This window comes from Spirosoma agri (assembly GCF_010747415.1).
GTDB lineage: Bacteria > Bacteroidota > Bacteroidia > Cytophagales > Spirosomataceae > Spirosoma > Spirosoma agri.
On record NZ_JAAGNZ010000001.1, the window covers coordinates 2,199,154 to 2,214,940 of the forward strand.

Genomic DNA, 15,787 nt, shown 5'->3' on the forward strand with positions numbered 1-15,787 from the left:
CGCAGGACTGCCAGCCAAATTCCCGTAACTTTGTGGTAATAAACTCCTGTATCCGCTAATGGACACTAAACTTCACGGCGTCGGCGTAGCCATTGTAACACCCTTCAACGCTGACCATTCAATTGACTTCGACGGCTTCGGTCGCATTATTCGGCACATTTCCGATGGGGGCGTCCGCTACATAGTCCTACAGGGCACAACCGGCGAATCGCCAACGGTGACCAAACAGGAGAAGAAACAGTTGTTGCAGTATCTCAAGGAAAATAATCCTAAAAATCTGCCAGTCGTATTTGGGGTGGGTGGTAACGTAACGTCCGAGGTGGTAGCGGGGATGCGTGATATTGATTTCGAGGGTGTCGATGCGATTCTGTCAGTTTGTCCGTATTACAATAAGCCGGGGAAACGGGGTGTGATCGAACACTTCACGCGTATTGCCGATGCCAGCCCAGTACCTGTTATTCTGTACAATATTCCATTCCGGACCGGAATTAATATGACGGCAGAAACGATTTGCGAGCTCGCTCAGCACCCTAACATCATTGGCGTCAAAGAAGCTTCGTGCATCATCGAACAGTGCATGGAGATTGCCCGCGACAAACCCGACGATTTCCTTTTGATCTCCGGCGATGACGTGCAGGCTATCCCCATCATCAGCATCGGTGGCGTGGGTGTCATGTCGGTTATTGCCAATGCACTACCGGCCAAATTTACGGGTATGATTGAAGCCGCCTTGCAGGGTAATTTTGCCTTCGCCCAGAAAGAGCTTGGTCATTTTCTGCGGATTGATCCGCTGTTGTATGAAGAGGGTAATCCGGTTGGCGTAAAAAATATTCTGGAAATCATGGGACTGGCTTCGGCGGAAGTACGGTTGCCGCTGATGAAAGCATCCGACGATTTGAGCGAACGCCAGAAAGCGGTTCTTCAGCGAGACAGCTTACTGGAATTGGTCGCGTAGTTTACCGGGTGAACACCAATCGGTTTCTTGTCTGATTGAAGGTGAAGCTTTTCTTTCGAACGTGAACTGACACCATAGACTAGTACCCTATACCAATAAAGAAGGCCATTGACGAATCTCATCTGTGGAGAGATTCGTCAATGGCCTTCTTTATTGCACCGTTATTTGTTAAAAGAATACCCCGAACGAAAGCATTACGTTGGTATTGCGATTGCTGGTAGCAACGGTTGGCGTATCGGATTCGTTAGGAAGCTGGAACGCGGTAAAACCCGTTTTATACGTTAGGTAAGAACCAGATAGATCGGCGAAGAAACGATCATTCCGAACGCCAAGACCCGCCGACAAGAGCAATTTGTCGCGGTCACCACGAGCCACCCGATCCAGATCGATTTTATACGCGCTCGGTAAATAACCGACGCCAGCACGCAGCCGCAAAAGACCCGCCCGGATTTCAGCACCCGCCCGCAAATTGACTACGTTCTGGTAAGTGGACCGAACAACCTGCTTGACATCGTTTTTAAAATCGGTGTTATCCTGCTGAGCGTCGAAGTAGGATGTGCGTACCCGCATACCATTGTACCCGACGTATTCAGCCGTTGCCGTGATGAACCCGATCTTCCCTTTGCCCAGAAAATACGTAGCACCACCCGACGCCCGCAACGGAGTTTGCAGCGAATAATCGAAGTTATCATAAGGCGAGGTAACATTAACTGTGTTTGGACGCCTTAGCGTTATATTCGAGTTTTGCGCGAGATTGACCGCCAGTGTCTGAGCAAATGCTTCGTGCCCACTGCTGAACGTCGGGGACGTTAAGGTAGCACCAACCTGCAAATCATTGCTAAGTTTGTAGATCAACCCCAAGGTAGCATTGATGCCGTTGCCCGTTACGTCGAACCGGTTGATCTGACTGTAGTTTGCAAAATCTATACCATTTATCGGAGCTTCAAGGAATGTGTACTCCGACGAGTACCGCAACCGGGTTAGGGCGATCGACCCACCGATGTATAATTTGTCATCCAGATTCCCGGCGTAAGAAACGGTCCATTGCGAGTGCGTACCTGAACGATTCAACGTGGCCCGCTGATCTTTCGCCTTTGATGCATCACTGGCAAGGCGGGTATAAGGCGGTCCTGATCCATTGGTACCGAGGTTTGTCGGGTTGATCAGATAGAGTCCATAAGCACCCGCTTCGGTGAAGCTAACCGTATTATTTGACGGATCCCAGTCATCACTTAACGCAGCCTCACTGTAATTGCCGGCTGTCGCATTGTTGGCATACACTTGCGCAATAGACGAGTTTGGGTTCCGGTTTGTGCCGCGCGCATCGATCTTGTCGTAGAAGTTGGTCGACTGCGAATAGGTTACGCCGAAAGCCGTTCGACGCCAGCGCCGTTCGTTGCTGGAACTGCCCGCCAGAACTAGCCCTAGCTGCCCGACGTTCAGCTTGCCGCCGTTGCTGCTCGTTTGGGTTCCCAGAAACGTATTTTGATTATTGACCAGATTGAACGACGGGCTGATGCTCAATTCGGAGCGGTTATAGAACGCCAGACCAGCCGGGTTGCCGAACAGGTTGCTGGCATCACCACCGAGCGCCGTCTGATTACCACCCAAACCCCGAAAACGGGCCGTACCACTTTGCGAGAAATCGGAGAAACGGAAGGCATCATCGGCATAGTCGGCAGCCGGCCCCTGCCCGAAGGCCAGCCCCGCGCAACTCACCAAAAAGGCTGAGAGAAGAAACTTTGTATTCATGTGCATATGCGATTAAACCAGCGAAATCCACTTTTGTTGTTAGAGTGACGTCCCTGTAAAACGTTTAACCAAATTGATCAAAAAGTAGTGGTTAAAACGTAAACATAACAACGAAAAATCCCGCTGATAAGCTATCAGCGGGATCTAAATTTTTTCGATTTAAGACTAGTTTAACGGGGTCCACGACCACCGCCCCCACCACCACGACTGGCACCACCACCGGAGAATCCACCACCGCCACCACTAGGCGCACTGAACGTACGGCTTGGGGCACTGTTGTAGCTTGGCTGTGATTGCTGATAGCTTGGTTGCGACTGCTGATAGCTGCCACGGCTTTGACTTTGGTAAGAAGGCTGTTGGTAGCTCTGCTGCGACTGCGACTGATAACTACTGCGACCTCCACCCGAATTTGAGCCCGAAGGTGTATAGCTGCCCCGGCTGTTGGTGCGGGGACGAGCGTAGTAATCGTTACCACTGCTGTAAGCAGGAGCCGTGTTTGTTGCGTTGCCTGCATTGTTGCTGCCTACACGACCATTACCACTCGCACTATTGTCGTAGTAATAGCTGCCCCGGCTGTTGTTGCTTGGACGTGCATAATAGTTGCCATTACCTGACGACCGGTTCGACGAACTGGCCGATCCGCTGCGAGCACCGTTTGGATTGTAGCTCCGTGGCGAATTGTCGAAACCAGACACGTAGTTACCCGACGAGCGGGCTCCACTCCGAACGTACGTCCGGTTGGTCCGGTATGGATCAGCACCCGTTACAACAACGGCTGGGTACCCCCCGTAATAACCGCCATAGCCACCACCATATCCGTAACCGAATGGCGAGTAGAAGGAATTGTAGCCACCGTACCCATACGGGCTGTAGAACGGATCACCGAAGCCACCGTATCCGCCATAACCAAACGGCGAATAGAATGGGCTGTAAGCAAATGAGCCACCGTACCCACCATAGCCAAACGGCGAGTAGAATGGACTACCGAAGCCATAGCCAAATGAGCCTATGCCCATGCCAAGACCCAAACCGCTATAAAATCCTGTATTGTTGAATCCCCAGCGATTCCAGCTATATGCTGAGGTCGACGCAGCATTGTAGCCGTTGACGAAACCAGAGTTATAACTATTGCTGCTGTTGTCAGTCCAACCCGGATCGGGCGATATGCCCCGATTTAGTTTACGGGTACTCAGATCAGCGTAGTATTCGTCGGTGTTGTTGTTCAACCCCTGCTGTTCGTCGTTATAGTCAGGGTTGGCGTTCCGGAGCGAGCGTTGTTGCTGCCGTTGCTGACGCGAGCTCAGCGGAGCAACCGACGACGCGTCGGATGAGTTGCTGGCGTATACAGCGGCATTGCCGGAGTTGCCATACAAATCGTCCACTTCACCGGCATTTTGGGCGGTCCGTTGGCTGGTTGAGCAGCTCCAGATCCCCAGTAGCGCGGCCAGCGACAGGTATCGGTACATTTGTTGCGTTATCATTTGGCCAGGGAATTAAAAAGTAATAAAGGCTCTTCGGTACATGGTACTAAACCTATAACAAAGGATTGACTCGTTTGATTACAAAAATAGAGCAAAAACCTATCTTTGCAAGTTTTCAATATATTAGATTCCATTTTATTCATCAAGGTTTAATCACGTTGGAAAAAAAGAGTCAAAATGCAGGCTGATCGGCGTAGTAAAAAGAAACGAATGGTAGCTAAATTTCTCATTCACAGGATTTTTGCTGCTCTCCGCTCAGTCGTAAATTATCTTCTTTTTTTTCACAGCTCATCATGGCAAAAGCAATTCCGTCCCGTAGTGAAAACTACTCCGAGTGGTATAATGAGTTAGTTAAGAGGGCCGATCTGGCCGAAAACTCAGCCGTTCGTGGCTGTATGGTTATCAAACCCTATGGTTTTTCGATCTGGGAAAAAATGCAGCGGGCACTGGACGATATGTTCAAGGAAACGGGCCACTCCAATGCGTATTTTCCGCTCTTTATTCCTAAATCGTTCCTGAGCAAAGAAGCCTCACACGTAGAAGGATTCGCCAAAGAATGTGCCGTTGTCACCCATTACCGGCTCAAAAACGCGGAAGACGGTTCGGGCGTGATCGTCGATCCGGAAGCCAAACTCGAAGAAGAACTGATCGTACGGCCAACCTCCGAAACGGTGATCTGGAGCACGTATAAAAACTGGATTCAGTCGTACCGCGATTTGCCGCTGCTGGTGAACCAGTGGGCTAACGTCGTTCGGTGGGAAATGCGGACGCGTATTTTTCTGCGTACATCCGAATTTCTGTGGCAGGAAGGGCACACCGCCCACGCTACGTCCGAGGAAGCACAGGCCGAAACGCGCCAGATGCTCGACGTGTACGCTACGTTTGCCGAAGAGTGGATGGCAATGCCCGTTGTTCGCGGCACTAAAACGGCAAACGAACGTTTCGCCGGCGCTGACGATACGCTGTGTATCGAAGCCATGATGCAGGATGGTAAGGCACTTCAGGCCGGAACGTCGCACTTTTTAGGGCAAAATTTTGCGAAAGCCTTCGAGGTGCAATTTCTTAATAAACAGAACCAACTGGATTACGTGTGGGGTACGTCGTGGGGCGTTTCCACGCGGTTGATGGGCGCGCTGATTATGGCGCACTCCGACGATGACGGCCTGGTGCTACCGCCGAAACTGGCTCCGATACAGGTCGTTATCGTGCCTATTTATCGGACTGATGAACAGCTTGAACAGCTTTCGGCTAAAATTAAACCGCTGGTGCAGGAGTTGCGGAAGGCGGGCGTTTCAGTTAAATACGATGACTCGGATGCGAACAAACCCGGCTGGAAATTTGCGGAATATGAACTTCGGGGCGTTCCGGTTCGGTTGGCGATGGGTGGTCGTGATCTCGAAAACGGTACCGTTGAAATTGCCCGTCGTGATCTGAAAACCAAAGAGACCGTACCGTTCGATGGCCTGACCGAGCGCATCAAAACGTTGCTCGACGACATTCAGCAGACGATCTATAACAAGGCACTTGCGTTCCGTACGGACAACACATTCAAGGTCGATACGTTCGGGCAGTTTCAGGAACAACTCGAAAAAGGGGGATTCCTGCTGGCGCACTGGGACGGGACATCTGAAACCGAAGAAGCGATTAAGGAAGCGACCAAAGCCACGATTCGCTGTATTCCGTTCGATCAGGAGCCAGAAGAGGGTGTTGATATCTTTTCGGGTAAACCGTCGAAAGGGCGGGTTGTGTTTGCCCGCGCTTATTAAGCAATGAACGTCGAAATCATTCCAGCTCCGCCCGGCAACGAAGGGGAGCTGGAATGATTTCGTTTTGACAATCCGTTAACCGTATCGATGCCTGAAACGATAGGTACAAATACGGTTAGTAGTATTCGCTGAAGGGTAAATCGTTTGTCTTTAATGCGGACTGTGATGATCCGTTGCGTCAACGGATCATGCAACATGAATAGGAAGTAGTCGTGTTTCAGGCGTGATTGGTAAGCGTTTTCCGTATCGGTAATGCCTGTTGCCGTTCGTAGTGCGTATACCAGTTGACAACAACGTATGTTACGCCACACAAACCGACCAGCCATACGGCACCCCACGGACTCAGGTAGGACCAGGTCCGGTGACTTAGGCCATCCATGATGGCCATCAGCATCATAAACAGACTGATGGTCATGATGAAGGCATTGCGAAGGGTAGACCGATAGGCGCGTCGAAGATCGTAGGCACCGTAGGACTTGTTGCGAAATTCAAACACGATATCATCCAGACTGGCCTCACGAAGCTGTTCGTCGGTCATGGCCAGCTCGGTTGAATAGGTGTCGCGCAGGTGCCGGACCGCTTTCAGATTCGCCTGTTCCAGAACGGTTTTCAATGCGGTATCGAACGGTAAGCCAATCCACATATAGTGTTCTACTTCGCAGGCAAGGTGGTCGATCAATTCGTTGATCAGAACGTCGGTAGAACCAGTATGGATCAGGTGATTGTGCAACGTTGCCAGTTGTTGCGGGCTGAGTTTTTCCATGACACTGTCTTCGGTTATTGGTTAAATTGATGTAGGCGTTGATCAGTGGCCTGTAGCCAGATTGGGTAACGGAGAAAGCAGGACGCGCATGGCTTCCATAAACCGTTCAAAATCAGATACTTTTTGGGCGGCTGCCTGGGTGCCCGTTGGTGTGAGGGAATAGTACTTACGAAGGCGGCCCTCCACTTCTTCGGTATCCGTTACCAGAAAGCCTTCCTGTTCCAGTTTATGCAATACGGGATAGAGCGCGCCAAACGTCAGCGTTATTTCACCCTTCGTTCGTTCCTTAACGGCCTGCGTAATCTCATAGCCATACATTCTGCCCTGGCCCGCTGGCAATTGTTCAGCCAGTAACTTCAGGACGATTGTTTTAAGCGTACCCCGAAGAAATTCATTGCCTGTTGCATCCATAGTACTAACCCGAAAAACGTGATTTATTTAGCTGTAAATATATGTAAGAAACCAATATATACAAGAAATGCCGAAATTAATTCGCGAAACACTACTTGTTCGCTTACGCGTGGCGAACGAAACGGATTGGGCTACATGTTGCGAGGGTGATACGGAACCATTTACTTATGTCAACACAATCGTCAATCATCACACCGGAGCTACTGGCTTCGGCTTATACGTATGAGCAATATGTTGCTCTTTCCAATGAACTGCTGGCGCAGAGTCGCACAACATCGGAAGCGCCCAGCTACAACACGCCCGAAATTCTGGGCTATGCCAAACTGAATATTCACCGGATGAACCGGTTAGATAAATTGACGGCGCTCACGACGGAATTAAAGGCTGCACTGGCCGGGATAGCTGAACCCTGGACCTGGCTCGTTCTGACTGAATCGTGGTGTGGCGATGCTGCTCAATCGATTCCGGTGCTGCATCATATGGCCGAGCAATCGCCACAGGTGTCGATTCGTTTCCTATTGCGGGACAAAAACCCTGATCTTATCAATGCCTACCTGACAAACGGTGGCAAATCAATTCCCAAGCTTATCTGTGTACGCACGACCGATCTGAAAGAGCTGGGTTCGTGGGGACCGCGCCCGGCCCAGTTGCAGGTGTTATTCACGGAGTGGCAAAACAAGATGCCTTTCCCTGAACTGGCCGAAAAGCTCCAGCGGTGGTATAATGATGACCGCACTCAAGCGATACAGCGCGAATTTCTGGAACTCATAACGGCATGGCGGGCTATCCGGTAAGTGCGCTGATTTGTTCGTCGATGAAACTTCGTTGATCAGCTGGTTTCCCATCAACGTGATCATGAGCAGGAACGAAACGGCAGAACGTATTGTGTGAAGGAGAGGAAGATGACAAAACGGGCAATTACGAAACAACCCTGCCTATTTGTTGTTCTTTTGGGGTATGGAGTGGAGCAGGAAGCGGCTTAGAAAAACTGGGCGGCTTCAGCTACCGGTAGTTAAAACACCGTTCACTCCGATTATACATGTTGACACGAACCGTTCTGTAATGGTTCTGTACTTTTGGATTAGTATTCACTAAACAGTAGTGTAATTATGGCACAGGCAAAATCCGGCGATACCGTTCAGGTGCATTATACCGGCACTCTACCCGATGGAACCGTATTTGATTCATCGGAGGGCCGCACCCCTCTGGAGTTTACCGTTGGTAGTGGTCAGGTCATCAAAGGCTTCGACGAAGGCGTAGCCGGGATGAACCAGGGCGAACGAAAAACCATCAATATTCCGGTGGAAGACGCTTATGGCCCCGCGAACGAAGAGATGATCTTCACCTTGAACCGCTCCGATATTCCAAACGATATTCCGCTTGAAGTAGGCATGACGCTGAACATGCACGAAGATGGTAATCCACGGCCCATTCCGGTGATTGTTCGTGACCTGACAGAAACGAACGTAACACTGGATGCCAACCATCCGTTGGCCGGTCAGGAACTGGTGTTCGATGTCGAACTGGTCGGTGTAAAGTCGCCGTCTGGCTTGATTCTGTAATTGAGTAAGTAGTCGATTGGGTAAACAAGTGATCGCGTAACGGGTGAGTCCACCTTGTAACCAATCACCTGTTTACCCAATTTTAGTTATCCATGCGTCTCTACTCGTTCCCAAGCTGAATCGTCTCAGTCTTCTTTATCCATTGCCAGTAAGTCGCCAAGCTCTCGAAGCGCCGTTTGGATACCCCGCAGATTGGCCCGGGCTACGTAAGCAGCCAGCGCAACGGTTATCGCACCGACGTTGAGCGCTATCGTCAGGTTTCGGATGTGCCGAAGGCCTGATTTTGCATCATCCGTTGCCCGCCGAATGGCCATAGCCATTTCGCTGGCTTGATTAAAGGCTGGACGAACCGCCTGTGTCTGTAAATCCTGCGCCCGGTTAAGCAGGCTATTCTGGTAGGCATTCAGGTCAAGCTGTTGCTCGTGCGTAAACGCTGGCCAATGCATCACCTGAAATTCGTTCAGGGTGCGGGCCATCAATCGATAGCCATTTGCAATGCTGACGATTTGTTCAGGAGTGAAATCTTCCATAAACGGTATCTGTGTGGCTCCGAATTAGTTTGGAGCAAGTTATACGTTCTATTTCAGGTACGCCTTTCCGCTAGTCTATGATGCATCACGAGCGAGCCTGTGACGGTTTGATATAGACCGGGTAACGGGAGTGAGGCTTTTTTTTACGTTTTAGAAGAAGTTAGTGAGCTGACTGGTACTAGGAATGTTAGGTGCAACGCTGGATAGTGGTACTGAATTCACTGGGTGCTAATTGAATGGTGGTAGATCGGGTTTAACGGGGTGACCTGCTGTGCACCCGTTTTCGTTGGATGGGATAAAGCGTGTAGCCTGTTTTCGTGGATTGTCACGTGCTGTAGCGGACTTGGTACTCAAGGATTATCGGTGATCCGTGAAGTGTAACCGAACCGGTTACGAACAGAATCAAAAGGTCAGGTATTGACAGCGTTTTTTCATGCGAGTGAACTAAACTATGTTGTAATTTAAAAAGACGTCAGGGTATTGTCACTATAAACGGCTGACTTTTGTACGAACGGTCGTAATTGAAAACCTGCCAACGGTATTTATGGTTTAAGCGCCATGAATCAGACAACACTCAACGTTGGTTATGCCTGCATTAATCTGAGCCTGCAAGCCGAAAAGGTGACGACCAATCGGGGAATGATCAAAAAGACATTTACCGAAAAAGGTATTGTGTATGCCTCGGAACTGGCTCAGAAAAATGTGCAGGATCTACTGAAAATCGTAGACTGGAACCTTAAGAATGGCTTCCGGCTGTTTCGAATCTCGTCCGATTTATTCCCGTGGGCATCAGAATACCAGATTTCGCAGCTACCCGACTACCCGGAAATCCGCGAAACGCTGGAGGAGATCGGTAGTCGACCCATTCGGCTGACGTTTCATCCGGGCCCGTTTAATCACCTGGCCGGTCAGGGAAACGTGCTCGCCAATACTATTAAAGACCTTGAATACCAGTCGTCAGTGTTCGATCTGATGGGTCTACCGCCATCACACTGGAATAAGATCAACATCCACGCGGGTGGAACGTACGGCGATAAATCAGCTACGCTGGCTCGATTCATCAAAAACTTTGCGTTACTGTCCGAGAATTTGCGCGCCCGCCTGACGGTGGAGAACGATGACCGCGTAAGCCTATATACTGTCACCGATCTGGTTCCGGTTTACGAAGCGATCGGCACGCCCATTGTTTTCGACTATTTTCACCACTCCCTGAATCCCGGCGAGCAAACGGAAGAGGAAGCGTTCCTGACGGCGTATAGCACGTGGGACGTACGACCTGTTTTTCACTACTCTGATTCGCGACAGGAGCGGGAAGACCCAAAAGCCCGGCGCGAAGCCCACGCCGACTGGCTTTATTCGGCGGTGAACACCTACGGAAAAGAGGTTGATATTGTCTATGAATCCAAAATGAAGGAGCTTGCTATCCTTCGACTCAGGGGATTGCTAGCCTAAGTGAGGAAGAACTCCACCACGACTGCCGTGAACGTTTCATACAAAAAAGCCCGCTGCGTTCGTGAGAGCACAGCGGGCCTGTAGAATCGGGTGCAACCGAACTTGTCCGAAAAGTTTGGTCACTTGAGGTATACAAAGCGTACTAACTAAACCGAATGCTAATCGCGCTGCCAGTCAGCCGTTTAGTGTTTGATGGCAACACGTGTCGAAAACTGCTTCTGATTGGGACCAACCACGAATGTGTAGGCACCGTCGGGTAGACCCGATAAGTCGAACCGACGAGCCGTACCTTTGAACGAATCGGTTTGAACCAGCACATTCTGCGCATCGTAGATAGCGACGTTCGCTTCCTCTACGTTCTTCGCCGGCAGATTCACTTCAAACTTGTTCTTTTCGTAAGCCAATACCGTAGGCTCCATAACCTGTTGCAGCTTGCTTTCGTCGATGTTCAGGGCATTGCCTTTGATCGTTAAGCCCTGCGACAACCACCAGGCATTGTTACCCGCCGTCAGGAAATACTGACCATCGGGGAGGCCGTTCAGGTTGAACGAAGTCGATCCCTGTTTATTCCTGGAAATAACTCCACGGTAGAGCATATTGCCGTCGGCGTCTATAATTGCCACGTCAATCGGCGTTGCCGTCTGTGTATAAAAGCGTACTTTCTTTTGTTCGGACTTCTCAATTTTCACCCCATTCGCTCCTGCACCATTGTCGGCTTTAGCATCTCCCATGCCTGCCAGACTCCATACTGAAAGTAGTACAGCAATAGATAAACGGAACTGTTTCATTTGGTTTGAAATTTATGTTTTACCGCAACAAAGGTGTGCGCCTAATGACATCATGTGCAAGAGAAGTAGGGCTGATTACCAGAGATTTAAGAAAACTTCATCTAAAAAGTCAATTCGTTATTGACATAGTCAGGCATTTGTTGGAATAGTACAATAAGTCCCTGTAAATTGCGTATGAGTTGTATTTTTCTAATAATTCTAATTTTTAGGATTCTCTTTTTTTTTACACCTAGTTTTCATGCGCAAAGTGCAATTGGGTCGAAAAACGACCGTCGGGCCTGACACTGGAACCGATAGCTGCTTAGGCTATTCGTAAGCTGTAGTTGACTGGCCAAAGGACGTTTTCGAACTGGGTTTGTCTCATTAGACCACGACTTTGCCGGCAGCGAATCATGGCAAGAGGGTATAAGTTACAGTGAGTGTATCGGCCTGGTATCGATGATTCGCGTTCGGTAGGCTTGTCATCGGTACATAGTCGACAGAATTCCCCAAACGGGTCTCCACTTGTATCGCCCACGGTTTTTATTGTGTTGGCCGTTCGGATTACAAAAGCACGATGAGGAGTTGGTAGGCAGCCAGCAAAGAAAACGGGCAGAAAAGCGTCGAATAGACGATAAATAGAAGAACAGCCCGTCAGGTGAAGGGAAAAACAATGTGGAATGGAACGCGTTTGGTTGTAAACATGAGTCGGTAGGATGAGGTTAAACAAGCGAAGGTTGCTTAATGAGCCCTCTAAACTAGTAGGAAAATGGGCAATAGAATGAAAACAGCCCCCGGCTCAGCATCATCATCTAAACTTTCTAGTTTGCTGATAACAAAATCGATCTATTTCTCATGGAAAGCGTACTTAAAGGACAGATTGCCTTAATTACTGGTGCGAGTAGTGGCATTGGCGCGGGTGTTGCCAAATCACTGGCAGGTGCCGGCGCTACCGTTATAATCAATTATCCCGTTGACGCGACCAAGCCAGCCGCTGAGGCCGTATTGAAAGAAATTACGGATGCAGGTGGTCAGGGTCGTGTTGCGCAATGCGATGTAAGTCAGGAAGATCAGGTAACCAGCATGTTTGCCGATGTGATCGCTCAGTACGGAACCATCGATATTCTGGTCAACAATGCCGGACTCCAGCGTGATGCGAAATTTGAAGACCTGACGCTGGAGCAATGGAACACCGTGATCAATGTCAACCTAACAGGCCAGTTCCTGTGCGCCCGTGCCGCTATCCGTGAATTTCTGCGTCGGGGACCACGTCCGGAGGTGTCGGCTGCCACAGGAAAAATTATCTGCATGAGTTCTGTGCATGAAACGATTCCGTGGGCGGGCCATGCCAACTACGCGGCCTCCAAAGGAGGGGTCAAGCTGCTGATGCAGACGCTGGCCCAGGAATACGGTGATCGTAAGATTCGGGTCAACAGCATTTGTCCGGGTGCTATCCAAACCTCCATCAATAAGGGAGCCTGGGAAACACCACAAGCCCTGAACAGCCTGATGACCTTGATTCCGTACAACCGGATTGGTCAGCCGCAGGACATTGGCAATCTGGCAGTATTCCTCGCATCCGACCTGTCTGATTACATTACGGGAGCCAGTATTTTTATCGATGGCGGTATGACCGTACTGGAAGGATTTTCCGACGGGGGATAAACAATAGGCCTGCATTACCACTCATCCATCCTATAGCTTTCATCCGTTGACCACCGAACAACAACGTTTAGAGGACCCCGCCTGGCGACAGTGGGGTCCCTATATTTCTGACCGCCAGTGGGGTACTGTTCGGGAAGATTACAGTGCCAATGGCGATGCCTGGAACTACACCACCCATGACATGGCCCGCAGCTACACTTATCGGTGGGGTGAAGAGGGCATTGCTGGCTTTTGTGATGACAAACAGCAGCTTTGTCTGGCGCTGGCACTCTGGAACGGAAAAGACCCTATCCTGAAAGAGCGATACTTCGGCCTGACCAACGCCGAAGGGAATCACGGGGAAGATGTCAAAGAACTGTATTACTACCTCGATAATACACCGACGCATTCGTACCAGCGGATGCTGTACAAGTATCCCCAGGTCGCGTATCCCTACGAGCGGCTGCTTGCCGAAAATCGAAATCGCACGCGCCAGGACCCGGAATTTGAACTGCTGGATACGGGTCTGTTTGATGAGGATCGCTACTTCGATGTGGTGGTCGAATACGCCAAAGCGGGTCCGCAGGATGTGCTCATGACCGTAACCATTAACAATCGAGGGCCCGAAGCGGCTGATCTGCACGTTTTGCCCACGCTGTGGTTCCGCAATACATGGATCTGGGGTGACGACTCCGACGGTGTGCCGAGCCTACATCCTCGGCTGTCTCTTCAGCCCGACGGTTCGGTCCTGGCTGAGCAGTCGCAGTTGGGTCGGTACGTGCTCCACGCTGAAGGGCAACCCGATTGGTTGTTTTGCGACAACGAAAGTAACCTGGCTCGGCTCTACAACACCCATACTGGGGCGCGTTATCCAAAAGATGGCATCAATGATCACGTTCTGTACGGATCGGATACCGTCAATCCGGAAAAAGTGGGCACAAAAGCGGCTGCTCACTACACCGTTTCGATTGAAGCGGGCGGGTCAACAACGATTCGGCTCCGCCTGGAAGCGGCTGGCGTGAGCGATCCATTCGCTGAGCATGACGCAACGCTGGCGCAACGCAAAACCGAAGCCGATGCATTTTACGAACAAATCCATCCCGATCAGGCAACGGATGATGAAAAGCTCGTGCAGCGACAGGCATTTGCCGGGATGCTCTGGAGTAAGCAATATTATTACTACGATGTGACGCGGTGGCTGTCCGGCGATCCCAACAGTCCGCCACCGCCCCCCGAACGAGCGAGAGGACGCAATCACACCTGGCTACAACTGATCAACGCGGGTGTTATTTCGATGCCCGACAAATGGGAATATCCGTGGTATGCGGCCTGGGACTGGGCGTTTCACTGCGTTACGTTCGCCATTATCGACCCGGGTTTTGCCAAGCAGCAGCTCATGATGCTCACCAACGAGTGGTACATGCACCCGAACGGCCAGCTTCCTGCTTACGAGTGGTCCTTTAGTGACGTAAATCCACCCGTTCATGCCTGGGCCGCGTGGCGACTCTACCACATAGAGCTGGAACGAAAACCACCCGGTGAAGAAGACATTCGGTTCCTGCGGGGCATTTTCCATAAGCTGATGCTCAATTTTACGTGGTGGGTAAACCGCAAGGACGAATCCGGGAACAACATTTTCGAGGGGGGCTTTCTGGGTCTGGATAACATCGGCGTCTTCGATCGTAATGCCATCCTGCCCGATGGGAGTCATCTGGAGCAGGCCGACGGGACAAGCTGGATGGCGATGTATGCTCTCAATATGATGCGTATTGCGCTCGAACTAGCTCAGCATGACCCGGTTTATGACGAACTGGCGACCAAGTTTTTCGATCACTTTTTGTACATAGCCGGGGCTATGACCAACATCGGTGAAGGAAGTATGGGGCTGTGGGACGAACAGGACGGCTTTTTCTACGACCAGATACGCATGTCGGATGGAAACGTCAAACGAATGCGGGTTCGGACAATGGTGGGGCTGATTCCCATGTTTGCGGTCGAAATCCTGGACGATAAAACCCTGCGGACTCGACCGGCCTTTCTGGAGCGTATGGAGTGGTTTCAGAACCACCGGCCCGATTTATATAGTCAGGTGTCGCGGTATACTGAAACCGGGAAAAGTGAAAAACGGCTGCTGAGCTTACTCCGGGGCTTTCGCCTGAAATCGCTGCTCAGTAAGGTGCTGGACGAAACCGAATTTCTGAGCCCGCACGGTGTCCGGGCCGTGTCCAAGATTTACAAAGATCAGCCGTACGAGTTTACGCTGGAGAATACAATCTTCCGGCTGACGTACACACCCGCCGAAAGTGACAGCGGTATGTTTGGTGGTAATAGTAACTGGCGAGGACCGGTCTGGATGCCCTTGAACTACCTGATGATCGAATCCATCGATCGGTTCTACGATTATTTTGGCGATGACTTTACCGTCGAATATCCCATTGGGTCCGGAAAACAGATTACGATGAAGGCCGTTGCCGATGAACTGACCAATCGGCTCATCAGCCTGTTCACACTGGATGAAGCCGGAAAGCGGGCGACGTTCGGGCAACATCCGAAATACCAGGACCCGCACTTCCGCGACTACGTATTATTCTACGAGTATTTCGATGGTGATAACGGACGGGGGGTAGGGGCCAGTCATCAAACGGGCTGGACGGGACTGGTCGCCGAATTGATCGACCGAAAATATAATAAGTAGCTTATGATG

General features: G+C 50.7%; 14 protein-coding genes. 7 read left to right on the top strand and 7 right to left on the bottom strand.

Going from position 1 to position 15,787, the window contains the following annotated elements; genetic code table 11:
• The first annotated feature begins 58 nt into the window (after nucleotides 1-58).
• Entirely contained in the window at nucleotides 59-955 is an 897-nt protein-coding gene (gene dapA, locus GK091_RS08980) for a 4-hydroxy-tetrahydrodipicolinate synthase (RefSeq protein WP_164036503.1), read from the top strand.
• Nucleotides 956-1,123: 168 nt separating this feature from the next.
• Here the strand turns inward: dapA and GK091_RS08985 are convergent, their stop codons facing one another.
• Nucleotides 1,124-2,707 (bottom strand): porin family protein, encoded by a 1,584-nt coding sequence (locus tag GK091_RS08985; RefSeq protein ID WP_164036505.1) that lies wholly within the window; start codon nucleotides 2,705-2,707, stop codon nucleotides 1,124-1,126.
• Nucleotides 2,708-2,877: 170 nt separating this feature from the next.
• Complete coding sequence (locus tag GK091_RS08990) at nucleotides 2,878-4,188, bottom strand: hypothetical protein (RefSeq protein ID WP_164036506.1); 1,311 nt, start codon at nucleotides 4,186-4,188, stop codon at nucleotides 2,878-2,880.
• Nucleotides 4,189-4,481: 293 nt separating this feature from the next.
• On the opposite strand from GK091_RS08990, the gene proS reads away from it, so the two are divergent.
• Nucleotides 4,482-5,954: a proline--tRNA ligase gene (proS, locus tag GK091_RS08995; RefSeq protein WP_164036508.1), complete on the top strand. Its 1,473-nt coding sequence runs from the start codon at nucleotides 4,482-4,484 to the stop codon at nucleotides 5,952-5,954.
• Here the strand turns inward: proS and GK091_RS09000 are convergent.
• Genes GK091_RS09000 through GK091_RS09010 form a run of 3 tightly spaced genes read right to left on the bottom strand, consistent with a single transcriptional unit; the run spans nucleotide 5,951 to nucleotide 7,128 of the window.
• Nucleotides 5,951-6,151, bottom strand: a complete 201-nt coding sequence (locus tag GK091_RS09000) for a hypothetical protein (RefSeq protein WP_164036510.1) — start codon at nucleotides 6,149-6,151, stop codon at nucleotides 5,951-5,953. The two genes, proS and GK091_RS09000, sit on opposite strands and share 4 nt — an antisense overlap.
• A 20-nt stretch (nucleotides 6,152-6,171) precedes the next feature.
• A complete protein-coding gene (locus tag GK091_RS09005; RefSeq protein ID WP_164036512.1) occupies nucleotides 6,172-6,717 on the bottom strand; it encodes a hypothetical protein in 546 nt (181 codons plus the stop codon).
• A 42-nt stretch (nucleotides 6,718-6,759) separates the two neighbouring features.
• Entirely contained in the window at nucleotides 6,760-7,128 is a 369-nt protein-coding gene (locus GK091_RS09010) for a PadR family transcriptional regulator (protein WP_164036514.1), read from the bottom strand.
• Between the two features lie 167 nt (nucleotides 7,129-7,295).
• On the opposite strand from GK091_RS09010, the gene GK091_RS09015 reads away from it, so the two are divergent.
• Together GK091_RS09015 and GK091_RS09020 are read left to right on the top strand one after the other, a co-directional pair.
• Entirely contained in the window at nucleotides 7,296-7,922 is a 627-nt protein-coding gene (locus GK091_RS09015; RefSeq protein WP_164036516.1) for a thioredoxin family protein, read from the top strand.
• A 315-nt stretch (nucleotides 7,923-8,237) separates the two neighbouring features.
• Nucleotides 8,238-8,690 (top strand): FKBP-type peptidyl-prolyl cis-trans isomerase, encoded by a 453-nt coding sequence (locus GK091_RS09020; protein WP_164036518.1) that lies wholly within the window; start codon nucleotides 8,238-8,240, stop codon nucleotides 8,688-8,690.
• Nucleotides 8,691-8,815: 125 nt separating this feature from the next.
• Here the strand turns inward: GK091_RS09020 and GK091_RS09025 are convergent, their stop codons facing one another.
• Nucleotides 8,816-9,220 (bottom strand): hypothetical protein, encoded by a 405-nt coding sequence (locus tag GK091_RS09025; protein WP_164036520.1) that lies wholly within the window; start codon nucleotides 9,218-9,220, stop codon nucleotides 8,816-8,818.
• Nucleotides 9,221-9,778: 558 nt separating this feature from the next.
• Here GK091_RS09025 and uvsE point away from each other — a divergent pair.
• On the top strand, nucleotides 9,779-10,672 hold the full coding sequence (gene uvsE, locus GK091_RS09030) for a UV DNA damage repair endonuclease UvsE (RefSeq protein ID WP_164036522.1): 894 nt from the start codon (nucleotides 9,779-9,781) through the stop codon (nucleotides 10,670-10,672).
• Between the two features lie 182 nt (nucleotides 10,673-10,854).
• On the opposite strand, the gene GK091_RS09035 is transcribed toward uvsE, so the two are convergent.
• On the bottom strand, nucleotides 10,855-11,460 hold the full coding sequence (locus GK091_RS09035; protein ID WP_164036523.1) for a T9SS type A sorting domain-containing protein: 606 nt from the start codon (nucleotides 11,458-11,460) through the stop codon (nucleotides 10,855-10,857).
• Nucleotides 11,461-12,294: 834 nt separating this feature from the next.
• Between GK091_RS09035 and GK091_RS09040 the strand changes: the two genes are divergently transcribed.
• The gene (locus GK091_RS09040) at nucleotides 12,295-13,104 is read left to right on the top strand and encodes an SDR family oxidoreductase (protein WP_164036525.1); all 810 of its coding nucleotides are present in this window, start codon (nucleotides 12,295-12,297) and stop codon (nucleotides 13,102-13,104) included.
• A 46-nt stretch (nucleotides 13,105-13,150) separates the two neighbouring features.
• Nucleotides 13,151-15,778 carry an MGH1-like glycoside hydrolase domain-containing protein gene (locus tag GK091_RS09045; protein ID WP_164036527.1) on the top strand — a complete coding sequence of 876 codons (2,628 nt, stop codon included), beginning with the start codon at nucleotides 13,151-13,153 and terminating at the stop codon, nucleotides 15,776-15,778.
• Nucleotides 15,779-15,787: the final 9 nt, after the last annotated feature.